Raw genomic sequence first — 21,116 nt, forward strand, 5'->3', positions numbered from 1 at the left:
GTGACCGCTACTGTCGGCGCAGGTAGCCTGAATGCATGGCTCGCGCGATCGTGTACACCGAAATCGGCTCCCCCGCTGTCCTGCATCTGATCGAGATCCCCGACCCCGTGGCGGGCCGCGGCGAGGTCGTCGTCCGCATCGAGGCGGCGGGGGCGAACCCGATCGATGCGAAGCTGCGCGGCGGCAAGCGCCCGTCGCCGCCGATCACCGAACCGCGTCCGGTCGGCTTCGACGGTGCCGGTGTCGTCGAAGCGCTCGGCGAAGGCGTCGACGACTTCGCGGTCGGCGACCGGGTGGCGATCCGCGATGGGCACGGCACCTACGCGTCGGCGCTCGCCGTCCCGGCCGAGAACCTCGCAAAGCTCCCCGACTCCGTGACCACCGCAGAGGGCGCCGGCATCGGCATCCCCGCCGGAACCGCCTACCAGGCGCTGCGCTCGCTCGGGGTGACCGAGGGCGACGTGCTGCTCGTGCACGGCGGCTCCGGAGCCGTCGGGCAGGCAGCCGTGCAGTTCGCCGTCGCCTGGGGCGCGACCGTGATCGCGACCGGGAGCCCCGCCCGCCACGATCAGCTGCGCGAGCTGGGCGCGATCCCGGTGGCGTACGGCGACGGCCTGCTCGAGCGGGTCCGCGAGGCGGCTCCCTCCGCCGTCACAGTGGTACTCGACTGCGCGGGAACCGACGAGGCGATCGAGACCTCGCTCGCCCTGGTGTCCGACCGCGACCGCATCGCGACGATCGTGCGGGGGCCGGATGCCGCATCCTTCGGCATCCGTGCCTTCTCCGGTGGATCGCCGGTGCCGCTGACCGACCAGGAACTCGCCTGGCGTGCCGAGGCCCTCGCCGAGACGATCGCCCTCCTGGACACCGGCGACTTCACGATCGAGCTCGGACCGCAGCTGCCGCTCGCCGAAGCGGCGCAGGCCCATGAACTCATGGAATCCGGCGCCGCCTCGGGCAAGATCATCCTGCTCCCGTAGTCGCAGGGCTCCGAGTCAGGCCGGCGCCACCGGCCGTCCGATCGACAGCATCAGCCGGTTCGCCCAGTTGAAGAACGCGGCACCGTGGATCACGTCGGCGACCTCCAGATCGTCGAGCCCTGCCGCGCGCAGCCGCCCGATCTCCTCCTCGCCGAATGCGCTGGGGGTATCGGTGAGCGCGACGGATGCCGCGACGATCGCGTTCCACCGCTCGCCCAGGTCCGCATCGACGCCCTCGTCGAGCAGCAGGTCGACGTCGTCGACGCGCTTGCTGTGGTGTGCGGCGAACCGCGAGTGCACCGACGCGCAGAACACGCAGCCGTTGCGGCGGGATGCCGCCGTGGCCGCCAGCTCGCGGTCGGCACGCGGGAGCCCCTCGGCCGCGTTGTAGAAGATGTCCTTGTCGACGAGGGTCCGCGCCCTGAGCACCTCGGGGTCGCGGGCGAGCAGTCGGAAGTAGTCGTTCTTCGCCCGTGCGGCGTCGACGAGACCGTCGTAGTGCCGCGCGGTCAGCTCGTCTTCCGCGAGGGGGTCCAGGTGCGGGACCCAGCCGACCTCCCCGCGGGTGAAGGCGTGCGGGTGCGGGGCGTCGTCGTGCCGGAGCACGGTCTGTTCGATGGTCATGCGGCTTCCTCTTCCTCGGAGACGGCGGTATCGGGAGCGGTCGCCAGCCCCGCGGCCCCGAGCACGCGGAGTCCGGTGACGACGCGCTGCTGGAAGGCGAGGAACGACACCAGCTGCGACAGCGTCACGATCCCGTCGGTCGACCACCCGGCGTCGAGCAGCCGCCCGAGGTCGGCTCCCGAGGCCTCGCGGGGCCGGAACACGAGCAGGTGCGTGTGTGCGAGGGCGGCGGCGAGGCGCTCACCGATGACCGCGGTGACCGCGTCGGAGGGGACGTACCGCTCCCCCTCCGTGTTCTCCTCCTGCAGACCCAGTTCGGTGTACACGCCGAAGGGTCCGCTGACGGCCGCGCCGTCGGCCTCGGTGAGCACGACGCTCGCGGTCTCCGGATCCGCGTCCTGTGCGCGGTCGGCATAGAACACCGCGGTCGCGTCATCCGCTCCGGCGAGCCCGGTCGCGAAGGCGGCGACGAGCTCGCGCTCCGCCTGCGAGACGTGTTCGACCGTGACCGGTCGGAAGAGTGCGTCGAAGCTCGCCTGCAACTGCTCTCGGGTGACCGGCCGGCGACGGCGCAGCGCATCCACCTCCGGCGTCACCTCCACGATCCGGTCCACGATGTCGTCGGTCATGCGTTCTCCTTGATGGTGAGGGTGTCTGGGGCGGAAGGGCTGAGTGCGTAGCCGAGGGCCGGCGCGACCTCATCGGCGAAGAGGGCGATGGATCGCAGCACGTGCTCGTGCGGGGCGTCGACCGAGTGCACCTGGAAGGCCACCTCGGTCGCGCGGGCGAGGGTGGTGTCGGCGGCGAGCGACTCCGCCACCTCCTCGGGCGTGCCCAGGTGCGTGTCGAGAGCGGCGATCAACTCGTCGATGCTGTCTCCGGGGATGGGCTGCCCCTGTCGGCGGAAGCCCTCCGCCGCCCGGCGCAGCCCGACCTCGGCGAACCGCAGCGCTTCGGCGCGGTCGTCCGCGACGAACACCGTCCGCGACGCGGTGATCCTCGGCTCCACCCCGGCCGGAAGCGCCTCGAGGTACGCGTCGATGATCGGATCCTGCAGTTCGGAGAGCGGTGCGTGCAGCCGGTCGGCGCGGCGAGGCTGCGTGCGCGAGAGCAGCAGTCCGTGCCCGTGCACCCCGGCGCGGTGCCCACCGGGCGCCGAGAAGGTGGCCTGCCAGATGCGGTCGGCGAGATCTCCGGCATCCGGGTAGAGCGTGTTGCCCGCCCCGATGTCGCGACCCGCCAGCCCGTCGAGCAGCGTGCGCAGCTTGCGGTCGTAGGTCGGTGCCTTGTCGCGTACGTCCTCCCCGAAGGGCACGAACGACGACGGTGTCCCCCCGCTGCCGAGTCCCAGATCCACGCGCCCCCCGGAGAGCAGATCAGCGACCACGGCATCTTCGGCCACCCGCACCGGATCCTCCAGCGGCAGGGTGATGACCCCGGTTCCGAGCCGGATGCCGCGGGTCACGGCGGCCACGTGGGCGAGGAACACCAGAGGGGACGGCAGCCCGCCCTCGGCCGCGTGGAAGTGGTGTTGGGCGACCCAGGCCCGCCCGATCCCGTGCCGCTCGGCCTGCTGGATCTGCGCGGTCGCGAGCGCATACCTCTCGACAGGTGCAGCGTCGTCGAGCAGGCGGGTGAAGAAGGCGACGGTGGGTGCGGTGGTCATACGACGGTCTCCGTTCGTCCGGGGACAGCGGCGAGCAGCTCCCGGGTGTAGTCGTGCTGCGGGTCGCGGAAGAGTTCCTCCGTCTGCCCTTCCTCGACGATCCGGCCACGACGCATCACCGAGACCGTGTGGCTGATCCTGCGCACCACCGCGAGGTCGTGCGAGATGAACAGGTACGTGAGTCCGAGCTCGGACTGCAGCGAGGTGAGCAGCTCGAGGATGCGCGCCTGCACGGTCACGTCCAGCGCTGACACCGCCTCGTCGAGCACCACGACCTCCGGATCGATCGCGAGCGCCCTGGCGATCGCGACGCGCTGTCGCTGGCCGCCCGAGAGCTCGCGCGGAGTGCGCCTCGCGACGTCGGCCGGGAGCGAGACCCGGTCGAGGAGGGCCAGCGCCCGTTCTCGGCGCTCGGCGCTCGATCCGACGCGGAAGTTCTGCAGCGGCTCCGCCACGATGTCGATGATGTGCTGACGAGGATCCAACGAGGCGAACGGGTTCTGGTAGACGAGTTGCACGCGTCGGCGCAGCGCGCGCAGCTGTTCGCGCTTCGCGTGGGTCACGTCTTCGCCGTCGACCTCGATCGTGCCGGCGTCGGGCTGATGGAAGCGCGTGACCAGCCGCGCCGTGGTCGTCTTGCCTGACCCGGACTCCCCGACGAGAGCATGAGTGGTGCCCCGACGCACGCGGAACGAGACGTCGTCGACCGCGCGGAAGCGCTCGCGCCCCGCGACGCGGAACTCCTTCACGAGCCCCTCGGCCACGATCGCATAGGGGTTCTCCGCGGCGACGGCCGCCGCGTCCCGCAGGAACGGCGGCGCCTCCGGGCGGCGGAATCCGGTCGTGAATGCAGGAGCATCGGCGAGCAGCTGCCGCGTGTACGGGTCGGACGGCGCAGCGAGCACCGCTGCGCTCGGGCCCTGCTCCACGATCCGGCCGTCTTTGAGCACGACCAGCCTTTCCGCGCGATCGGCGGCCACACCGAGGTCGTGGGTCACGAGCAGGATGCTGGTGCCCTCCTCACGTTGCAGCTCGTCGAGCAGGTCGAGCACCTTGCGCTGCACCGTGGCATCGAGGGCGCTGGTCGGTTCGTCCGCGATCAGCAGGCGCGGCTGCAGCGCGATCGCGGTCGCGATCAGCACGCGCTGCCGCATACCGCCGGAGAGCTCGTGGGGGTACTGGCGCGCCCGCAGGTCCGGATCGTCGATGCCGACGCGGTCGAGCAGCTCGATCGCACGCGCGCGACGCGAACGCCGGTCCCGGTGTCCGTGCAGGCGCAGGATCTCCTCGACCTGCGCGCCGATCAGACGCACCGGATCGAGCGAGGTCGTGGGGTCCTGCGGCACGAGGCCGATCTCCGCGCCGCGGATGCCCCGCAGCGCGCGATCGGTCCATCCGGAGATGTCGAGGTCTCCGAGTGCCACGGTCCCGCCATCGACCTTCCCGCCGGCCGGAAGCAGACCGAGGAGCGCATGAGCGGTCGTGGACTTGCCCGATCCCGACTCGCCGACGAGCGCGAGGGTCTCGCCCTCCTCGATCTCGAACGAGATGCCGTGCACGACTTCGCGACCCCCGTAGGAGATCCGCAGATCCGTCGCAGCCAGAACGCTCATCGCGTCCCCCTTCCGATGCGGTGGCTGATGCGGTTGGCGCTGAGAACGACCGCGACGACGACGAGACCGGGAAGTGCCGTGAGCCACCAGGCGGTCCCCACGTAGTTGCGTCCTTCGGCGATCAGCAGCCCCCATTCCGGGGTGGGCGGCGGGGCGCCGTAGCCGAGGAAGCCGAGAGTCGAGATCGCCAGGATCGCGGTGCCGAACTGCAGCGCAGCGAGCGCCACGATGGGTGTGAGCGAATTGGGCAGCACATGCCGACGCAGCACCGCGAAGAAGGTGGCGCCGCTGCCGAAGGCCGCCTCGACGTACTCGGTGCGCCGCACGCGGGCGACCTCGGCGCGCATCAGCCGGGCGAAGGCGGCGACGCTGCCGAGACCGACCGCGATGGCGGCATTGACGGTGCCGAATCCGAGCAGGATGATGACCGACAGCGACAATAGGAGGCCGGGGATCGCGAGGAGCACGTCGACGACGCGCATGAGCACGTCATCGACCGCACCGCCCACGGCCCCGGCAATCGCGCCCAGCACCGTGCCGAGCGCGAGGCCGACCGTGACCGCGATCAGCGCGCCGGAGAGCGAATGCACCGCGCCATGGACGACGCGTCCGAACAGGTCGCGTCCGAGGGTGTCGGTTCCGAACCAGTGGGCGGCGCTCGGCGGCAGCAGCTTGTCGGCCGGTACGCCGGTGAGCGGGTCGCCGGGGGCAAACACCCCGGGGATGACTGCCCAGAGCACGGCGAGCGCCACGACGGCGAGCGCCAGATACAGGCCCCAGGCGCGGCCGTGCAGACGACCACGCCGCCGAGGTGCCGGCGCTTGCTCCTGAGGGGTCGGTGCCGGCACGGCTCCGGGCTCGACGCTCGTCTCGGCGATCACGGGAGCGGTCATGCTGACACCTCCTGAGGTGCGGGCTTCGAGGCGGCGAACGCGGCGGATGGGCGGGAGCGCGTGAGCGTCCGCTGGCGCGGGTCGATGAGCGGGGTGACGAGGTCGACCGCGAAGCTGATGACCACGAAACCGAGAGCCGAGAGCAGCACGACGCCCTGCAGCACCGGGATGTCCTGGTTCGCGACGGCCTGCTCCGTGAGCCTGCCCACTCCCGTGCGACCGAACACGGTCTCGGTCACGACCGCTCCCCCGACGAGCTCGCCGAACAGCACGCCGGCGATGGTCAACGTCGGCACCGCGGCGTTGCGGGCGACCGAACGCGTGAGCACCCAGAGCGGCGGCGCGCCCTTCGCGCGCACCACCGTGACGAACGGCTGCGCCTGCACCTGATCGATCGCCCGGACCAGCACCTGCGCCAAGGGCGCCGAGATCGGCACCGCGAGGGTCAGCACGGGGAGGATGAGCCCGCTCGCCGGGTCGGCCCCGACGATCGGCACCCAGCCGAGTCCGAAAGAGAACACCTGGATGAGCAGGATGCCCAGCCAGAACACCGGCACGGCGACGAAGAGTCCGGGGATCTGGCGCAGACCATCACGCAGCCAGGCGAACGGCGCGAGGGACGAGAGCCCCGCGATCAGGACCGCCAGCAGCAGCGCGACGAGGAGTCCGAGCGACGCGAGCAGCAGTGTCGCCGGCAGCGCCTCGGCGAGCATCGCCAGCACCGGCGTGCCGAACTGCGTCGAGAATCCGAAGTCCCCGGCGAGGAAGCCGAGCCCTGCGTGCACGTACTGCTGCCACCAGGGCAGGTCGGCACCGTACGTGGCGCGGATGCTGTCGAGCTGATCCGGCGACAGCCCGAGGCTGGGGTCGGAGAACTTGATCAGGATCGCATCGCCCGGCAACAGCTGCAGCAGGAAGAAGGTGGCCGTGAAGGCCGCGATCAGAACGATCGCGGCCTGCCCGGCTCGTCGGAGGACGAAATTCATCGACGCACCATGCCGATCAGTGCTCGGAGAGCCAGACGCCGGAGAACGTCGGGCGCCCCACCGACTCGAACGCGACGCCGTGCACATATGTCGCCGTGCCGTACACCTGCGGCTCCTCGAACAGCGGGATGACGTAGGCCTGCTCGGCGATGTAGTCCTGCACGGCCTGCGACGCAGCGACGCGCTTGTCGGCGTCGGGCTCGGAGGCCACCGCGAGGAGCAGCTCGTCGAGCTTCGCATCCTTCGAGATGAGCACGTCGCGGTTCTTCGTGAAGTACTGGCTCTTGATCACGTCGAGATCCGCCCGGCCGACCATCGAGTGGTAGAAGCCGGTCTTCAGCGGGTCACGGGTGTCTTCGGCGTAGCTGCCGGCGTCGCCGGGCTTGACCGAGAGCTCGACACCCACCTTCGCCAGCTGCTGCGCGACGAGTTCGAGGGTCTGCTTCGACAGGGGCTGCGGCTTGGCCTCGTAGACCGTGATCGCGAGACGCTCTCCGTCCTTCTCGCGGATGCCGTCGGCACCGGGCTTCCATCCGGCCTCGTCGAGCAGCTTCTCGGCCTTCTTCGGGTCGTACTCGTAGTGCTCTGATTCGTCCTTGTAGCCGAGGGCCTGAGAGGACAGCACCGAGGTCGCCACCGGGTAGTTCTCGGTGAAGAGCGTGTCCACGACCTCCTGCGCATCCACGGCGGAGATGATCGCCTGCCGGACGCGGATGTCGGAGAGCAGCGGGTTCTCGGGGCGGAGGGCGATCGAGTTGTTCACCCCGCGGGTCTGCGGGGCGTAGAGCGTGAAGCCGGCCGCCTCGACGCGGTCCTCGTCGAACGCCTGCACGTAGCGGACGTAGTCGGCCTGGCCGGCGAGCAGCGAGCCGATGCGCACCGAGTCCTCCGGCGTGATCAGCACGTGCACGGCATCCAGGTAGGGGCGGCCGTCGTTGTCGACGCTGTCGGGGCCCCAGTCGTAGTCGTCGCGGGCGGTGAGCGTGTACTCGGTGCCGAGCTTCTCTCCCGTGACGGTGAACGGCCCCGAGCCGATGATCTCGGCCGCGTTGCCCGCACCGAAGTCCTCGATCGTGCCGTCGAGGGTCGCAGGCGACAGGAGGCCCGAGTTGATCGTCGAGGTCGCCTGCAGGAACCCGGGCGACGGCGCCGAGAAATGGAATGTGACGGTGTCCTCGTCGACCACCTCACTGCTGGCGTAGTTGTTGATCGCCTCGGAGACAGTGAGTCCCCGCTCGGCATCGCCCAGCCCGTAGGTATCGAAGTTCTTCTTCACGGCCGCGGCGTCGAGCACCGTGCCGTCCGAGAACGTGACGTCGGGGTTCAGGTTGAACGTGTACTCGGTGGCGTCGTCGTTCACGGTCCAGTCGGAGGCGATCCAGGGCTCGATCTCGAGCGTTTCCGGATTCTGCCAGGTGAGACGGGCCGCGATGTTGTTCACGATGCCGCCGTTCGGGTAGAAGCCGGCCTGCGGCGGGTAGAGGTTCGTGTACGCCTGGTGCTCGAGGTAGGTGAGCGTTCCTCCCGTGACGGGGTCGCCGCCTTCGGCAGGCGAGTTCGCCGGTGCGGGCGTCGACGCGCAGGCGGCGAGGCTGCCCGCGAGGACGAGCGGCAGCGCGATGGCAGCGGCGCGGATGAGACGACGGTTCATGGGTGGGCCTCCAGGATTCGGGTGCGGTGCTTCGGGTGCTGTGCGGTGCTTCGGGTGCGGTGCTTCGGGTGCTGTGCGGTGCTTCGGGTGCTGTGGTGAGGTGACTTCACCGTAGGAATCGCGGCTCCTCCGGCGCGAGGTGGCCGACTCCGGATGTCGCGTGGCGACACGCGTGGTCACGCGTCGACATACGAGGAAATGCGCAGACGGTCGCGGAGGGTCGCTCGGGTGCTCTCCTGCGCGTCTCGCAGCAGGCCGCGACGGCGCAGCTCGGGAGCCGCATGTCGCGTGAAAGCCTCGAACTGCGCGGGCTGGAACGCCGACAGCACGTTGAACCCGTCCGCGGCGCCCTCCTCACGCCAGGTCTCGAAATGGTCGGCGATCGTCGCCGCGTCTCCCACGACGAACGCCGCCGGCACCGCATGCGCGGCGACCAGGTGCCGCCATGTGAGCGGATCGCCATTCCCGATGCCCGATCCGGAGACCTTCGATGCGGAGACGCGCAGCCCGGCGATGATGCCGAGGCGCTCGATCAGCGCGGCGCCGCGCTCTCCCAGCCGCAGGGCCTCCGCAGAGGTCACGGGCGCGTCGAAGGTCGAGGTGCGCAGCGGGTCGTCGAGCGGGACGTCGAGTGCATCGGCGAGCGCGGCGACGGTGCGATTCGACGGGAACGCCGTTCTGGCCGCCTGGTGCCCCTCGGCCAGCGGCACCAGGGCGAGCAGCCGCTCCACGATGCGTCGCGCGTCGGCATCCGTGTCCGCGACGACGGGAAGCACCGGGGCGATCACCTTCAGCGCATCCGGCGATCGTCCGGATTCCGCCGCGATGTCACGCAGCAGTCGACGGGTCGCGATCGCATCGGCCAGCGTGGGCGCGGCCGTCAGCGCGAGATCGGCTTCGGTGGCCGCGAGCGCCCTCGAGCGCGGCGACGTCCCCGCGTGCACGATCGGGATCTGTCCCTGCGGCGGGCGGGCGACGTTGAGCGGTCCCGTGACGCGCACCTGCGTCCCCCGCAGGTCGGCGGCGCGGAGTGCCTCCGGGTCGATCAGCACCCCGCGGTCGGCGTCGGCGATCCAGGCGTCCTCGCCCCACGAGTCCCACAGTCGGCGCAGTGCCTCGACGAACTCCTCCGCCCGGTCGTAGCGGGACTCGTTGTCGGCGTGCGCCTCGCGGCCGTGGTTGCCCGCTGCACGCGGCTCGGCGCCGGTGACGAGGTTGATCCCGGCACGGCCTCGGGTGAGCACGTCGAGGGACGCCAGCGAGCGTGCCGTCGTGTACGGGTCGGCATACGTGGTGTTGACCGTGGCGATCAGGCCGATCCGCGAGGTCACCCCCGCGAGGAAGAGCACGGCGCTCACGGGATCGATGCGGGCCAGCAGGTATGGGTCGCGGAACTCCAGATCCGGGCCGGTGGCGAGCCAGTCCCCGAAGAAGAGGTAGTCGAGGCCGGCGTCCTCCCCCTCCCGCGCGATGTGCCGCAGGATGTCGGCGTCGGACGCGGGATCACGATGCGCGCCGGGCTGCCGCCAGCCCGAGGGGTACGCGCCCAGGGTGCGCACCATGGCGCCGATGATGAGGGGTTCGGTCATGGCGTCACGGTAGGAGCCGTCGAGCCTCCGCTGCCAGGGCGCCGATGCCGGGCGTCACGGGATGTAACAGTCCGTCACAGCCGGCACACCCCCTACGCTGAGACCATGACAGGTCTTCGGTGGGGAATCCTCGCGACCGGCGGTATCGCCGGCGCATTCGCGTCCGATCTGAGAACCGCGGGGCTCGACCTCGTGGCCGTCGGGTCCCGCTCGCAGGAGTCGGCGGACGCGTTCGCCGCCCGCTTCGACATCCCCCGCGCGCACCCCTCGTACGAGGCGCTGGTGTCCGATCCCGACGTCGACATCATCTACGTGTCGACGCCGCACCCCATGCATCACGAGAACGCCCGGCTCGCGCTCGAGAACGGCAAGCACGTGCTCGCCGAGAAGGCGTTCACGCTGAACCGCGCGGAGGCGGAGGATCTGCAGGCGCTTGCGGCCGAACGCGGCCTGCTCGTCATGGAGGCGATGTGGACCCGCTACCTGCCGCACATGGTCCGCATCCGCGAGCTCATCGCCGACGGCGTCCTCGGCGAGATCCGCGCAGTGAACGCCGACCACACGCAACTGCTGCCCTCCGACCCCACCCACCGCCTCAATGCCCTCGAGCTCGGCGGCGGCGCGCTCCTCGACCTCGGGATCTACCCGATCTCCTTCATCTGGGACATCCTCGGCGCACCGACCACGCTCCACGCCGTCGGCCGGCTCGTGGAGACCGGAGCCGACTCCGAGGTCGCGACCGTCATGACGCACGAGGGCGGAGCGATCTCGACCAGTCTGTCGTCATCGCGCGCCGCCGGACCCAACGTCGCGAGCATCATCGGCACGGCCGCCCGCATCGACATCGATGCGGTCTGGTACAGCCCGACCACGTTCCGGGTCGTCCTCCCCGACGGCACCGTTCACGAGACCTACACGTCCGAGGTCGAGGGCCGCGGGATGCAGTACCAGGCACTCGCCGCCGAGCGGCTCGTTCGCGACGGCATCCTCGAGGGCGACATCCTGCCCATCGCCGAGAGCGTCGCCATCATGGGCGCTCTCGACGAGATCAGAGCGCAGATCGGCGTCCGCTATCCCCGTGAGGAGGTCTGATCATGGCCGAGACCACCGATGCCCGCGTGGCCGTCTACCTCGACTTCGACAACATCGTCATCTCCTGGTACGACCGCGTGCACGGACGCAACGCCTACGGCAAGGACCGTCAGCGGATCAGCGAGAACCCGAACGATCCCGAGGTCACCGACCGACTGAGTCGCGCGATGATCGAGGTCGGCGCCATCATCGACTACGCGGCCTCGTTCGGCACCCTGGTGCTCACGAGGGCCTACGCCGACTGGTCGTCTCCCGTGAACGCCGAGTACCGTTCGCAGCTCGTGGCGCGCGCCGTCGACCTCGTGCAGCTGTTCCCGGCAGCCGCCTACGCCAAGAACGGCGCCGACATCCGCCTCGCCGTCGATGCGGTCGAGGACATGTTCCGGTTGCCCGACCTCACGCACGTCGTGATCGTGGCGGGCGACAGCGACTACGTGCCGCTGGCTCAGCGGTGCAAGCGTCTCGGACGCTACGTGATCGGCGTCGGAGTGTCAGGCTCCACAGCCAAGTCGCTGGCCGCCGCGTGCGACGAGTTCGAATCCTACGACTCGCTTCCCGGTGTGGTCCGCCCCGTGAAGGCGGCGCCCGCCGTCGCCGCGAAGGCCGAGGCCGTCGCGGAGCCCGCGCCCGAGGCTGTGCCCGATGTCGCAGACGCGGTCAAGGCGAAGACCCCGCGCCGGGCGAAGTCGAAGGCGGCCGCACCCAAGGTCGAGGAGCCCAAGCTCGACGAGCAGGGCGAGGCGACCCAGTTGCTCGAGCGCGCGCTGCGTCTCGGCCACGACAAGGCCGACGCCGACGAGTGGCTGCACAGCTCAGCGGTCAAGACGCACATGCGCCGCATGGATCCGTCCTTCAGCGAGAAGGCCCTCGGCTACCGCTCGTTCTCCGATTTCCTGAAGTCGCGCGACGACATCGCCGAACTCGAGGAGACCGGGCACGAGCGACTCGTCCGTCTGCGCGAGCCCGCCGCCTGATCGACGCGCTGCCTGATCAGCACGCGCGAACCTGCCCCCTGATCCGGTCGGTGGCGACGAAGGCTCGGTGATCCGAACCTCCGCCGCCACCGCCACCGGCTGCGATCAGAGCGTCGCTTCGAACGGGTCGAAGTCAGAGGCGATCGAACCGACCTGATCGAGCGTGCTCTCGACCTCGACGAAGCTGCGCGATTCGGCGGCCTCCTCGATCGACAGGAGCGTGTCGAGCACGTGGTAGCCGAACTCCCCCGTCGCCACGTGCGGGCGACCGGCGGCGATCGAGCGTGCCATGTCGAGCAGCCCCACGCCGCGGCCGGAGAGCACACCCTCCTGCTCGACGTCGATGATGTCCTGCTGGACGGGCTCCGGTGGGATGAACAGACGCGTGAGCGGTCGGGTGATCGAGATCGCGCCGCCGAAGGTGTTCGGGTCGGGGATCACGATGGTGCCCTCGGTGCCGGTGATCTCGACGATCCCCTGCCGGATGACGGGCGAGTCGGTGCTGTAGACGCTCTGCGCCTGGCCTCCCTGCTCGAAGTCCATCAGCACGCTCAGGGTCGACGGGATCTCGACCGGGAACTCCTGACCGGCCAACTCGCCGACCTGCACACGCCGCGTCGGCGTCCCCTGCAGCCCGAGGGCCGCGACCGAGGCGACCGGGCCGAAGACGTGCACGAGGGCCGATACATAGTAGGGGCCCATGTCGAGCAGCGGGCCCGCGCCCTTGGCGTACAGGAATGCGGGGTTCGGGTGGAAGATCTCCGGCCCCGACCACTGGAACGTGGTCTGCGCGAACAGCGGACGGCCGATGTCGCCGCGCGCGATCGCCCGCTTCGCCGTCTGCACACCCGGTCCGAGCACGGTATCGGGGGCGACTCCGATGCGGAGACCGGCCGCATCCGCCTTCTCCAGCAGTCGGCGGGACTCCTCACGGCTCACGCCGATCGGCTTCTCGGTCCAGACATGCTTGCCCGCCGCGATGATCGCCTCGGACACCTCGACGTGCACGGCAGGGATCGTGAGGTTCACGACGATGTCGATCTCCGGATCGGCGAGCACCGCGTCGACGCCTCCGGAGCGCGGGACGCCGTATTTCTCGGCTTGCGCCTGCGCGCGGTCCTCGAGCAGGTCGCCGATCGCGAGGACGCGCACATCCGGGAACGTCGTGAGGTTCGACAGGTACTGATCGCTGATGTTCCCGGCGCCGATGATGCCGACGCCGACGGGGCCGTCCTCGAACGAACGGGTGGCGCCCACCATCAGCCGGCGACCTTCTCGTCGAGGTACACCCGGCTGCGCTCGATGGCGTCGAACAGGTCGCCCTCGTAGTGGTCGAACTCCACGATCGCGAGCTCGAGGGCCGGAGCCGCGGCGATGGCCTCGACGAGCGGAACGGATCCTTCGCCCGCGGCCACCTGGTCGGCGGGCGGGTAGGCGCCGGCGAGCGCGGGGTCGAGCGTGCCGTCCTTGGCGTGCACGGCCACGACGCGGCTGCCCAGACGCTCGAGCAGCGCGACGGGGTCGACGCCGCCGCGGGCGACCCAGTACAGGTCGACCTCGAGCACGACGCGCTCGTCGAGGAGGCCCGCGAGGACCTCCAATCCGGTGACGCCGTCGAACACGGCCTCCAGCTCGTGTGCGTGGTTGTGGTATCCGACGCGCACGCCCACGGTCGCACCGATCTCCGCCGCCTCGTTCAGCAGTCGCGCGGTCTGCTCGATCTGCTCGACCGACTCCCAGCGCGCGGGCTCGGTGTACGGATCGATGACCGTGTCCATGCCGAGCACCTTCGCTGCGGCGAAGACCTCTGCGGGCGACGGCACCGGCACCGTGGTGCCGCTGCCGTCGGGGTTCACGAACGACTCCGACGCCAGGAAGGCGTGGCCGGACGGGGCGACCAACCCGGCGGTGGACAGTGCGGCAGCGAGGGGCTCGGCGCGGCGGACGAAGTCATAGGGCTCCACGGCGGTGAATCCGCGGGCGGCGACCGCCGCCAGGGAGGATTCGAGGTCGGCCTCCAGCTCGTCCTTGATCGTGAACAGCTGCAGGGAAGTCCGAATCGTCATCGGTCGTGCTCCTTCGGTCATCGGTGACGTGGCGGGACCGCTGTCCCGTGCAGGCACGCTATCACCAAATACCTCCATGCGGAAGTTTTGATTGACTAGACTCGCCACATGCCCCCCGACACGTCCGATCACGCCGATCCTCCCCGCCCACGCGGCGCGTACGCCAAGGGGATCGCTCGACGACAGGAGATCCTCGATCGCGCGATCGAGGTCTTCGCCGAGCGCGGCGCCGACCGCACGAGCCTGCGGGCGATCGCTCGCGAGGTCGGGGTCACCCATGCGGCGCTCACGCACTACTTCGGCTCGCTGGAAGAGCTCCTCGTCGCCGTCTACGAGGAGAGCACGGCCCCGTCCCGGCAGTCCGGCTCTCCCCCGGAGGATGCGACACCGGTCGAGATGATGATCGAATCCGCGCGGACCAACCGCGCGATCCCCGGCCTCGTCCAGCTCTACTCGACCCTCGTCGCCACCGCTCTCGAAGAGGGACACCCGGCGGCCCGCACGTTCGCCACCGGTCGCTTCAGCCGCCTCCGCGCCCGACTCGCCGACGTCGTCCGACGCCAGCAGGAGGACGGCCGGATCCGCGACGACATCGACCCGGATGCGGTCGCCGCCCTCGTCGTCGCGGCGTCCGACGGCTTGCAGACGCAGTGGCTGCTCGATGAGACCGCACCGCAGCACGAAGCGCTCGCGCTCCTCGATCGACTGCTGAGACCCGCATCCTGAACAGGACGGGGCGCGGATCGGGACCCCGACGACCGGGCTAGGCTCGAAACGTGACGCCCGTGCCGCAGTCTCCCTACGCCCGGGCGCTCGGCGAGCGCATCGATGAGCTGCATCCCCGGCTTCGCACGTACTTCGAGGCGATCCCCGACGGCGCCGTCGGCATCGGCGATGGGGTGTTCGGGCGCGTCGGCACCCCGCGGCGATGGCTGTGGCCGTTGCTCCGGCTGCTCGAGCGCCGCGGGGTGGTCGCCGCAGGGTGGGAGCGCGATGTGCCGTTCCGCGTGGAGAATCGGACCATCGCGTCGAGGGCCATCGGAGAGCGCACCTTCCAGTTTCGTCACGGCGCGTGGACCATGCGCGACGCGGCCGCACTCACGCGACACGGTCGCGTGGTCGACGAGCTCGGAGAGCCCGCCCTCCTCGCCGCCTGCTTCGATGTGGACGTCCACCACGGGGCCCTGCACCTCACCAGTCGCGCGGTCGGCCTGCGTCTCGGACGCCTTCGGGTGCGCCTCCCGCGTGCGGTCACCCCCGTGATCCGCCTCACCGAACGCTTCGACGACGCCCTCGACCGTCAGCGCATGTCGCTGACCGTCGACGCGCCGCTGCTGGGCCGCGTGTACGAGTATCGAGGCGACTTCACTTACCGCATCCACCATTCCGAGACGGAGCAGATGGCATGAGCGCAGGACGGGTCGTGGTCGGCGGGTCCACGGGTTTCATGGGCAGATTCCTGCTGCCGCGGTTCCGCGCCGAGGGCCGTGAAGTCGTCACGATCTCCCGTTCGGGCGCCGACATCCGCTGGGGCGACCAGGTCGAGATCGACCGCGCCGTCGATGGCGCGGCCCTCGTGGTCGGCCTGGCCGGCAAGAGCGTGAACTGTCGTTACACACCGGAGAATCGCGCGGAGATCTTCCGCTCACGCCTCGACACGACGGCATCCTTGAGCACCGCGATCGCCCGCGCCTCGACGCCGCCGGCGCTCTGGGTGAACTCCTCGACCGCGACCATCTACCGTCATGCGGAAGACCGTGCCATGACCGAGTCGACCGGCGAGATCGGCACCGGGTTCTCGGTCGAGGTCGCCAAGGCCTGGGAGAAGGCCCTGTTCGCCGACGACCTCCCCTCCACGCGACGCGTCGCGCTGCGCAGCGCCATCGTCCTCGGCCACGGCGGTGTCCTCGGTCCGGTGAAAGACCTCGCCCGGCTCGGGCTCGGCGGATCCCAGTACGACGGACGATGGCCGGTCAGCGCTGCGCGTCGGGCCGCAGGCACCGGCCACTTCCCCGGCGCCCGTCGCGGCCGCCAGCGCTTCAGCTGGGTGCACATCGAAGACGTGGCCCGCATCATCGAATTCCTCGAGCAGACGCCTTCCCTCGAAGGGCCCGTCAACCCCGCATCTCCGCACCCGGTCGACAACGTCGAATTCATGGCGACGGTGCGTCGGGTGCTGGGCGCGCGCATCGGTGTGCCGATGCCGCGGTGGATGCTGGAACTCGGAGCGATCGGCATGCGCACCGAGACCGAGCTGATCTTGAAGAGTCGGTGGGTGTTGCCGGAGAAGCTCACCACGGCCGGATTCGAGTTCCGATACCCGACCCTCGAAGAGGCGATCCGCGAGTCGTTCGACCGCGAACCCGCTGCTTAGCCGGCGTTCGCCGCCCCGGCGGGCCCCTCGCCGTCGGTGCCGCGCTTCTTCTCGATCTCCTGGCGCAATCGCCACTCCTCGATCTCACGGTCGAGGTCGGCGATCTGCTGCTCCGTCGTGCGGGTGTCCCTGGGTGGCGCCGGACGCACATCGGTCGGCGTCGCGGGTCGCTCGGCTCTCCGCATCCGCGGCATCTGGATGCCGGACTCGCCGTAGTCACGCCCGAGCCCGAACCACAGCAGGCCACCGATCAACGGCAGCAGGATCACGATGATGATCCACGCCAGCTTCGGCAGGAACTTCACCAGCGAGCTGTCCCGCGTGATGATGTCGATCAGTGCACCGATCATCAGCGCGATGACGAGGAGCGAGAACAGGAACGACATGAGTTCAGGGTAGACGACGCCGCGCCGTGCCGCTCGGGCTACGGCAGCAGATGCCCGCCGGCGCGGAACAGTTCGTACCACTCGGGCCGCGTGAGCGTGATGTCGGCTCCGGCCGCCGCGTCCTGCACCCGCTGGGGTGTGGTGGTACCGAGCACGACCTGCATACCGGCGGGGTGGCGAGTGATCCACGCGGTCGCGATGGCGATCGGCGCGACGTCGTACGCCGCTGCGAGGCGATCGATCACGGCGTTCAGTTCCGCGTATTCGGGGTTGCCGAGGAACACCCCGTGGGAGAACCCGTCCTGGAACGGCGACCAGGCCTGGATCGTGATGTCGTTGATGCGGCAGTACTCCACGATGCCACCGCCGTCGCGCACCACGCTCTGCTCCTGCCCGGCCATGTTGGCTGCGACCGGCTGCGCGATGATCGGCGCGTGCGTGATCGACAGCTGCAGCTGATTCGCGACCAGCGGCTGCCGGACCGCCGTGCGGAGGAGGTCGATCTGGCGAGGCGTGTGGTTCGAGACGCCGAACGCCCTGACCTTGCCCGCGCGCTCCAGGTCGTCGAACGCGCGCGCCACCTCGTCGGGCTCGACGAGCGCGTCGGGGCGGTGGAGCAGGAGCACGTCGAGGCGGTCCGTGCGCAGCGCCGCGAGCGAGCCCTCCACCTGCGCCAGGATGTGCGCGTACGAGAAGTCGAACATCCCCTGCGAGGGCACGATGCCGCACTTCGTCTGCAGCACGATCTCGTCACGCTCGGACGGGGTGAGCTGCAACGCGTCGGCGAATCGCGCCTCGCAATGGTGCATGCTGCCGCCGTAGATGTCGGCGTGGTCGAAGAAGTCGATGCCCGCCGTCCGCGCGGTGCCGTACAGCGTGCGGATGTGAGAGTCGTCCTTGTCGTCGATGCGCATCATGCCGGCGATCACGGCGGGGGCGGTGGCTGATCCGAACGGCACTGTCTTCATGCGCATCACGCTACCGCCCCGCACCGACGTCGTCAGGAATCTTCGGTCGCGGCGCCGGGAATCAGCGCCGTGACCGGAACGCCGAGGACTCCGGCGATGCGCGCGAGGTCGACCACCGTGAAGTCCTCCATGCCGTCGAGCAGATTCCCCAGGGCATCGGGGTCGATGCCCGAGCGCGCGGAGAGCTCGGAGAAGGACACTCCGGCGTGGAACCGGGCCCCGTCGACTTCGGATGCCAGCAAATGACGCAATTCTGTCCCCATACGCCTACACTACCGCCACGAACGAACCCGCATGGCGGTCGAATGGACCAGAATGGCAGCATTTTGGCGTCGTCTCGCTGCTATGGTGAGCCGGGTGAAGACACCTGCCGAGGATTTCAACGACGCTGTCGGGCGCCAGATGCGTGCCGAGATCGCCGCGTCGCGCAGCAGCATCGCCGCCATGGCGCGCACCATCGGGATCGCGCGCAGCGCACTGGACAACTACGTGACGGGCAAGCGTGCGATCCCGGTCCCCGTCGTCTACGCGGTGTGCGCCGATCTCGGTGTCGAACCCCACGTGCTGCTGGCACGCGCGGAAGAACGTCTCCGCGCCGACGGAGAGGCCGTCGCGCGCATCACGCCGATCCGACGCGCGCCCGATGTCGCCGGCCCGCGCGAAGATACCCGAGAGGTCGCCTTCGAATCCGGTGTCCGCCACGACGCCGACACCGACGACCTCTACGAATAGGCCGGGCACCGCTCCCGGCGCGAGATCGGCACGGGAGGAGTGACCATGCACCACCTTCTCCGGCTCGCCGATGAACAGCGGGTTCGCGTCGTCGAGCGGACCGGTCGAACGCGCGGGGGCTACGACCCCGCGACTCGCACGATCCGCCTCAGCCCCGGCATGAGCGTCCGCACCACTCGCAGCGTGCTCGCGCACGAGCTCGGACACGCCGCTCTCGGCCACGTTCCCGCCCCGACCCCCGCCATCCGCGCCCAGCAGGAGCGCCAGGCGGATGAATGGGCGGCGTCGCAGCTCATCACGCCGCGCACCTACGCGGAAGCAGAAGCGGTTCGAGGTCCGCATCTCGCGAGCTTGGCCTTCGAGCTGGAGGTCACGATCGAGCTCGTCACGGCCTACCAGCGGCTGCTGCGTCAGACGATCCTCGTCGCTGGTTGAATATCGTCATGCCCTTCCTCGTCACGCCCTCCCCTGTCACCCTGACCGGCGAACTCGTCGAACTCCGTCCCCTCGAACGCGCCCATGTCGATGGACTGATCGAGGCCGTGGAGGAGGGCGACCTGTGGAAGACGGCCTGGTACACCTCGGTACCCGCACCCGATGGTGTCGCCGCGGAGGTCGAGCGCCGGCTCGGGCTCGTCGAGAAGGGCGAGATGGTCCCTTTCACGACGTTCGACGCCACTGGTCGCATCCTGGGACTCACGTCGTACTACGACATCGTCGCCGACGTTCCCCGGCTGCACATCGGCTTCACGTGGAACCGACCGTCGGCGCACGGCACGGGCACGAATGCCGAGTCCAAGCTGCTGCTGCTCCGGCACGCGTTCGAGACGCTGGGAGTCTTCCGCGTGGGCCTGACCACGCAATGGGTGAACTTCCAGTCGCGCACGGCGATCGAGCGGCTCGGCGCCAAGCAGGACGGCGTCATGCGGGCCATGAGCCGCTACCGCAACGGCGCACTGCGCGACAGCGTGGAGTATTCCATCATCGAGCCGGAGTGGCCCGCTGTCAGGGCGAACCTCGAAGCGAGGCTCGCCAGACGACGGTGAACCGTCGACCGTCGGCGGTCAGCCGCCACGCTTGACGACCTGCGGACCGCGGGGAGTCACTCGGTGGCGTTGCCCGACCAGTTGTTCGACCGGCGGGTGGCCGAGCCGCCCTGGCGGAAGATGAAGGCCATGGCCAGGGTCACCAGCAGGAGCCCACCGCAGAAGGCGAGAGCCTGGAACGCCGGCAGCCCGAACGAGATGCCCATCAGCAGGATCCCTCCGATGAAGAGGATCATGAAGAAGAGGAAGCTGAGGATCACGGGATCTCCTGTCGTCGGTGCCGTCTACCAGGATAGCCCGGACTCGGAAACCCCCTGTGCATGTTCTTCCTCGTCTGGTCTGCTCGGAGCATGAAGACACCACTGACCGCCGTCGCCATCTCCTGCACACTCAAGCCGTCGCCCGCGCCCTCCAGCTCCGATCTCCTCGCGACGCAGCTGCTCGACGGCCTCGCCGACCACGGCGTCACCGGTGACGTGGTCCGCGCCGTCGACCTCTCCCTCAGCCCCGGTGTCGAGAAGGACATGGGTGGCGACGACGAATGGCCCCAGATCCGTCGGCGAGTGCTGGACGCCGACATCCTCGTCCTCGTCACCCCCACGTGGATGGGGCAGCATTCGAGCGTCGCACAGCGCGTGCTCGAACGCCTCGATGCGGAGCTCGGCGAGACGGACGCCCGCGGCCGCCCCACCCTGTTCGACAAGGTGGCCATCGCGGGCGTCGTCGGGAATGAAGACGGCGCGCACCACATCGCGGCGATCCTCTTCCAGTCGCTGAACGACGTGGGATACACGGTCGCCGCACAGGGCTCGGTCTATTGGAACGGCGAGGCGATGCACACCGTCGACTACAAGGATCTCGATGAGACACCCGAGAAGGTCGCGTCGGCCATCGGGACGGCGACGAGGAACGCCGCACACCTGGCCCGACTGCTCAAGGCGCAGGAGTATCCCGCGGAGTGATCTCGGTCACTCCGTGAGGTCGAGTGCCCATTCGTTCACGGTCAGCTCGGCACCGCGGAACTCCTCTGTGAAGCTCCCCGCCAGGGTGAATCCGTTGCGGCGGCACACCCCGTTCGATGCCGGGTTCTCGACCCCGGGAAATGCGGTCAGGAAACGTCGTCCCTCGCGATGCGCACGGGCGTCGTCGATGAGGAGAGCAAGGGCGGCGGACGCCACACCGTGCCCCTGCGCCTCAGGCCGGACGAACCATCCCGTCTCGAGCGCAGGCTCTTCCCGCCAGACGACGTGCCAGTACCCGATCGATCCGAGTGCTCGCGCTCCCTCGTCTTCGATGACGAACATCCGCGCTTCCCCGGAGGCGACCAGCCGCAGGTAACGGGCGTGCCGCTCGATGATCTGGTCGACGCTCTCCGGGCCGTTGATGTGCGCCGTCATCTCCCGGGTGTTGGCCGCGTGCAGCAGTCCGAGGTCGTTCTCGGACCAGATCCGGAGTCTCAGGTCTTCCATGCTCGGA

The 21,116-nt window shown here is 69.8% G+C and carries 25 protein-coding genes; 10 read left to right on the forward strand and 15 right to left on the reverse strand.

Annotated features, from left to right (window positions below):
* Positions 1-35: 35 nt before the first annotated feature.
* The gene (locus tag ABDC25_RS12755) at positions 36-980 is read left to right on the forward strand and encodes an NADP-dependent oxidoreductase (protein ID WP_021199926.1); all 945 of its coding nucleotides are present in this window, start codon (positions 36-38) and stop codon (positions 978-980) included.
* Between the two features lie 15 nt (positions 981-995).
* On the opposite strand, the gene ABDC25_RS12760 is transcribed toward ABDC25_RS12755, so the two are convergent.
* From ABDC25_RS12760 to ABDC25_RS12795, 8 genes are all read right to left on the reverse strand, one after another.
* Positions 996-1,604, reverse strand: coding sequence for an alkylhydroperoxidase domain protein (locus tag ABDC25_RS12760; RefSeq protein WP_347123122.1), 609 nt, complete (start codon positions 1,602-1,604; stop codon positions 996-998).
* Entirely contained in the window at positions 1,601-2,233 is a 633-nt protein-coding gene (locus tag ABDC25_RS12765; RefSeq protein ID WP_029267101.1) for a CMD domain protein, read from the reverse strand. The genes ABDC25_RS12760 and ABDC25_RS12765 overlap by 4 nt, the downstream gene beginning before the upstream one ends.
* Entirely contained in the window at positions 2,230-3,270 is a 1,041-nt protein-coding gene (locus ABDC25_RS12770; RefSeq protein WP_347123123.1) for a putative FMN-dependent luciferase-like monooxygenase, read from the reverse strand. Before ABDC25_RS12770 ends, ABDC25_RS12765 begins: the two co-directional genes overlap by 4 nt.
* A complete protein-coding gene (locus ABDC25_RS12775) occupies positions 3,267-4,883 on the reverse strand; it encodes an ABC transporter ATP-binding protein (RefSeq protein ID WP_347123124.1) in 1,617 nt (538 codons plus the stop codon). Before ABDC25_RS12775 ends, ABDC25_RS12770 begins: the two co-directional genes overlap by 4 nt.
* A complete protein-coding gene (locus ABDC25_RS12780) occupies positions 4,880-5,776 on the reverse strand; it encodes an ABC transporter permease (RefSeq protein ID WP_021199931.1) in 897 nt (298 codons plus the stop codon). The genes ABDC25_RS12775 and ABDC25_RS12780 overlap by 4 nt, the downstream gene beginning before the upstream one ends.
* Entirely contained in the window at positions 5,773-6,762 is a 990-nt protein-coding gene (locus ABDC25_RS12785; RefSeq protein ID WP_297556262.1) for an ABC transporter permease, read from the reverse strand. The genes ABDC25_RS12780 and ABDC25_RS12785 overlap by 4 nt, the downstream gene beginning before the upstream one ends.
* Before the next feature lie 16 nt (positions 6,763-6,778).
* On the reverse strand, positions 6,779-8,413 hold the full coding sequence (locus ABDC25_RS12790; RefSeq protein WP_347123126.1) for a TIGR04028 family ABC transporter substrate-binding protein: 1,635 nt from the start codon (positions 8,411-8,413) through the stop codon (positions 6,779-6,781).
* 176 nt (positions 8,414-8,589) lie between these two features.
* Positions 8,590-10,002, reverse strand: coding sequence for an NtaA/DmoA family FMN-dependent monooxygenase (locus ABDC25_RS12795; RefSeq protein ID WP_347123127.1), 1,413 nt, complete (start codon positions 10,000-10,002; stop codon positions 8,590-8,592).
* A gap of 105 nt (positions 10,003-10,107) precedes the next feature.
* Here ABDC25_RS12795 and ABDC25_RS12800 point away from each other — a divergent pair, with 105 nt between their 5' ends.
* Both ABDC25_RS12800 and ABDC25_RS12805 read left to right on the forward strand, forming a co-directional pair.
* The gene (locus ABDC25_RS12800; protein ID WP_021199935.1) at positions 10,108-11,094 is read left to right on the forward strand and encodes a Gfo/Idh/MocA family oxidoreductase; all 987 of its coding nucleotides are present in this window, start codon (positions 10,108-10,110) and stop codon (positions 11,092-11,094) included.
* Positions 11,095-11,096: 2 nt separating this feature from the next.
* Positions 11,097-12,068: an NYN domain-containing protein gene (locus ABDC25_RS12805; protein WP_136024188.1), complete on the forward strand. Its 972-nt coding sequence runs from the start codon at positions 11,097-11,099 to the stop codon at positions 12,066-12,068.
* A gap of 105 nt (positions 12,069-12,173) precedes the next feature.
* On the opposite strand, the gene ABDC25_RS12810 is transcribed toward ABDC25_RS12805, so the two are convergent.
* Both ABDC25_RS12810 and ABDC25_RS12815 read right to left on the reverse strand, forming a co-directional pair.
* Positions 12,174-13,328, reverse strand: a complete 1,155-nt coding sequence (locus tag ABDC25_RS12810; RefSeq protein WP_167256062.1) for a Gfo/Idh/MocA family oxidoreductase — start codon at positions 13,326-13,328, stop codon at positions 12,174-12,176.
* A complete protein-coding gene (locus ABDC25_RS12815; RefSeq protein WP_021199938.1) occupies positions 13,328-14,134 on the reverse strand; it encodes a sugar phosphate isomerase/epimerase in 807 nt (268 codons plus the stop codon). Before ABDC25_RS12815 ends, ABDC25_RS12810 begins: the two co-directional genes overlap by 1 nt.
* A gap of 108 nt (positions 14,135-14,242) precedes the next feature.
* Between ABDC25_RS12815 and ABDC25_RS12820 the strand changes: the two genes are divergently transcribed.
* Genes ABDC25_RS12820 through ABDC25_RS12830 form a run of 3 tightly spaced genes read left to right on the forward strand, consistent with a single transcriptional unit; the run spans position 14,243 to position 16,508 of the window.
* Positions 14,243-14,860 carry a TetR/AcrR family transcriptional regulator gene (locus ABDC25_RS12820; RefSeq protein ID WP_021199939.1) on the forward strand — a complete coding sequence of 206 codons (618 nt, stop codon included), beginning with the start codon at positions 14,243-14,245 and terminating at the stop codon, positions 14,858-14,860.
* 50 nt (positions 14,861-14,910) lie between these two features.
* Complete coding sequence (locus ABDC25_RS12825; protein ID WP_021199940.1) at positions 14,911-15,543, forward strand: DUF4166 domain-containing protein; 633 nt, start codon at positions 14,911-14,913, stop codon at positions 15,541-15,543.
* Positions 15,540-16,508, forward strand: coding sequence for a DUF1731 domain-containing protein (locus ABDC25_RS12830; RefSeq protein ID WP_347123128.1), 969 nt, complete (start codon positions 15,540-15,542; stop codon positions 16,506-16,508). The genes ABDC25_RS12825 and ABDC25_RS12830 overlap by 4 nt, the downstream gene beginning before the upstream one ends.
* Here the strand turns inward: ABDC25_RS12830 and ABDC25_RS12835 are convergent.
* From ABDC25_RS12835 to ABDC25_RS12845, 3 genes are read right to left on the reverse strand one after another with little or no spacing between them, the layout of a single operon-like run.
* On the reverse strand, positions 16,505-16,894 hold the full coding sequence (locus ABDC25_RS12835) for a PLDc N-terminal domain-containing protein (protein ID WP_021199942.1): 390 nt from the start codon (positions 16,892-16,894) through the stop codon (positions 16,505-16,507). The genes ABDC25_RS12830 and ABDC25_RS12835 overlap by 4 nt on opposite strands.
* A 38-nt stretch (positions 16,895-16,932) precedes the next feature.
* Positions 16,933-17,868, reverse strand: a complete 936-nt coding sequence (locus tag ABDC25_RS12840; RefSeq protein WP_021199943.1) for an aldo/keto reductase — start codon at positions 17,866-17,868, stop codon at positions 16,933-16,935.
* A gap of 26 nt (positions 17,869-17,894) precedes the next feature.
* Positions 17,895-18,125, reverse strand: coding sequence for a helix-turn-helix domain-containing protein (locus tag ABDC25_RS12845; RefSeq protein WP_235045227.1), 231 nt, complete (start codon positions 18,123-18,125; stop codon positions 17,895-17,897).
* A gap of 94 nt (positions 18,126-18,219) precedes the next feature.
* Between ABDC25_RS12845 and ABDC25_RS12850 the strand changes: the two genes are divergently transcribed.
* The 3 genes from ABDC25_RS12850 to ABDC25_RS12860 are packed head-to-tail and all read left to right on the forward strand — an operon-like array spanning position 18,220 to position 19,640.
* Complete coding sequence (locus ABDC25_RS12850; protein ID WP_231479904.1) at positions 18,220-18,594, forward strand: helix-turn-helix transcriptional regulator; 375 nt, start codon at positions 18,220-18,222, stop codon at positions 18,592-18,594.
* Between the two features lie 24 nt (positions 18,595-18,618).
* Positions 18,619-19,029 (forward strand): zinc metallopeptidase, encoded by a 411-nt coding sequence (locus ABDC25_RS12855; protein ID WP_322956356.1) that lies wholly within the window; start codon positions 18,619-18,621, stop codon positions 19,027-19,029.
* Positions 19,030-19,037: 8 nt separating this feature from the next.
* Positions 19,038-19,640, forward strand: a complete 603-nt coding sequence (locus tag ABDC25_RS12860) for a GNAT family protein (protein ID WP_136024182.1) — start codon at positions 19,038-19,040, stop codon at positions 19,638-19,640.
* A 56-nt stretch (positions 19,641-19,696) separates the two neighbouring features.
* Here the strand turns inward: ABDC25_RS12860 and ABDC25_RS12865 are convergent, their stop codons facing one another.
* Positions 19,697-19,900 carry a hypothetical protein gene (locus ABDC25_RS12865; RefSeq protein ID WP_136024181.1) on the reverse strand — a complete coding sequence of 68 codons (204 nt, stop codon included), beginning with the start codon at positions 19,898-19,900 and terminating at the stop codon, positions 19,697-19,699.
* A gap of 90 nt (positions 19,901-19,990) precedes the next feature.
* On the opposite strand from ABDC25_RS12865, the gene ABDC25_RS12870 reads away from it, so the two are divergent.
* Entirely contained in the window at positions 19,991-20,602 is a 612-nt protein-coding gene (locus ABDC25_RS12870) for an NAD(P)H-dependent oxidoreductase (protein WP_029259577.1), read from the forward strand.
* A gap of 6 nt (positions 20,603-20,608) precedes the next feature.
* On the opposite strand, the gene ABDC25_RS12875 is transcribed toward ABDC25_RS12870, so the two are convergent.
* Positions 20,609-21,109: a GNAT family N-acetyltransferase gene (locus ABDC25_RS12875; RefSeq protein WP_167256056.1), complete on the reverse strand. Its 501-nt coding sequence runs from the start codon at positions 21,107-21,109 to the stop codon at positions 20,609-20,611.
* Positions 21,110-21,116 lie beyond the last annotated feature (7 nt).

The sequence above is a fragment of the Microbacterium sp. SY138 genome, assembly GCF_039729145.1.
Classification (GTDB): Bacteria; Actinomycetota; Actinomycetes; order Actinomycetales; family Microbacteriaceae; genus Microbacterium; species Microbacterium maritypicum_A.

Excerpts from the sequence above, each read along its gene's own strand:
- ABDC25_RS12830 (WP_347123128.1), top strand. The coding sequence starts at position 15,540 with ATGAGCGCAGGACGGGTCGTGGTCGGCGGGTCCACGGGTTTCATGGGC.
- ABDC25_RS12755 (WP_021199926.1), top strand. The coding sequence starts at position 36 with ATGGCTCGCGCGATCGTGTACACCGAAATCGGCTCCCCCGCTGTCCTG.
- ABDC25_RS12860 (WP_136024182.1), top strand. The coding sequence starts at position 19,038 with ATGCCCTTCCTCGTCACGCCCTCCCCTGTCACCCTGACCGGCGAACTC.
- ABDC25_RS12805 (WP_136024188.1), top strand. The coding sequence starts at position 11,097 with ATGGCCGAGACCACCGATGCCCGCGTGGCCGTCTACCTCGACTTCGAC.
- ABDC25_RS12820 (WP_021199939.1), top strand. The coding sequence starts at position 14,243 with ATGCCCCCCGACACGTCCGATCACGCCGATCCTCCCCGCCCACGCGGC.
- ABDC25_RS12775 (WP_347123124.1), bottom strand. The coding sequence starts at position 4,883 with ATGAGCGTTCTGGCTGCGACGGATCTGCGGATCTCCTACGGGGGTCGC.
- ABDC25_RS12810 (WP_167256062.1), bottom strand. The coding sequence starts at position 13,328 with ATGGTGGGCGCCACCCGTTCGTTCGAGGACGGCCCCGTCGGCGTCGGC.
- ABDC25_RS12875 (WP_167256056.1), bottom strand. The coding sequence starts at position 21,109 with ATGGAAGACCTGAGACTCCGGATCTGGTCCGAGAACGACCTCGGACTG.
- ABDC25_RS12795 (WP_347123127.1), bottom strand. The coding sequence starts at position 10,002 with ATGACCGAACCCCTCATCATCGGCGCCATGGTGCGCACCCTGGGCGCG.
- ABDC25_RS12760 (WP_347123122.1), bottom strand. The coding sequence starts at position 1,604 with ATGACCATCGAACAGACCGTGCTCCGGCACGACGACGCCCCGCACCCG.
- ABDC25_RS12780 (WP_021199931.1), bottom strand. The coding sequence starts at position 5,776 with ATGACCGCTCCCGTGATCGCCGAGACGAGCGTCGAGCCCGGAGCCGTG.
- ABDC25_RS12870 (WP_029259577.1), top strand. The coding sequence starts at position 19,991 with ATGAAGACACCACTGACCGCCGTCGCCATCTCCTGCACACTCAAGCCG.
- ABDC25_RS12800 (WP_021199935.1), top strand. The coding sequence starts at position 10,108 with ATGACAGGTCTTCGGTGGGGAATCCTCGCGACCGGCGGTATCGCCGGC.
- ABDC25_RS12815 (WP_021199938.1), bottom strand. The coding sequence starts at position 14,134 with ATGACGATTCGGACTTCCCTGCAGCTGTTCACGATCAAGGACGAGCTG.
- ABDC25_RS12835 (WP_021199942.1), bottom strand. The coding sequence starts at position 16,894 with ATGTCGTTCCTGTTCTCGCTCCTCGTCATCGCGCTGATGATCGGTGCA.
- ABDC25_RS12840 (WP_021199943.1), bottom strand. The coding sequence starts at position 17,868 with ATGCGCATGAAGACAGTGCCGTTCGGATCAGCCACCGCCCCCGCCGTG.
- ABDC25_RS12785 (WP_297556262.1), bottom strand. The coding sequence starts at position 6,762 with ATGAATTTCGTCCTCCGACGAGCCGGGCAGGCCGCGATCGTTCTGATC.
- ABDC25_RS12765 (WP_029267101.1), bottom strand. The coding sequence starts at position 2,233 with ATGACCGACGACATCGTGGACCGGATCGTGGAGGTGACGCCGGAGGTG.
- ABDC25_RS12790 (WP_347123126.1), bottom strand. The coding sequence starts at position 8,413 with ATGAACCGTCGTCTCATCCGCGCCGCTGCCATCGCGCTGCCGCTCGTC.
- ABDC25_RS12845 (WP_235045227.1), bottom strand. The coding sequence starts at position 18,125 with ATGGGGACAGAATTGCGTCATTTGCTGGCATCCGAAGTCGACGGGGCC.
- ABDC25_RS12770 (WP_347123123.1), bottom strand. The coding sequence starts at position 3,270 with ATGACCACCGCACCCACCGTCGCCTTCTTCACCCGCCTGCTCGACGAC.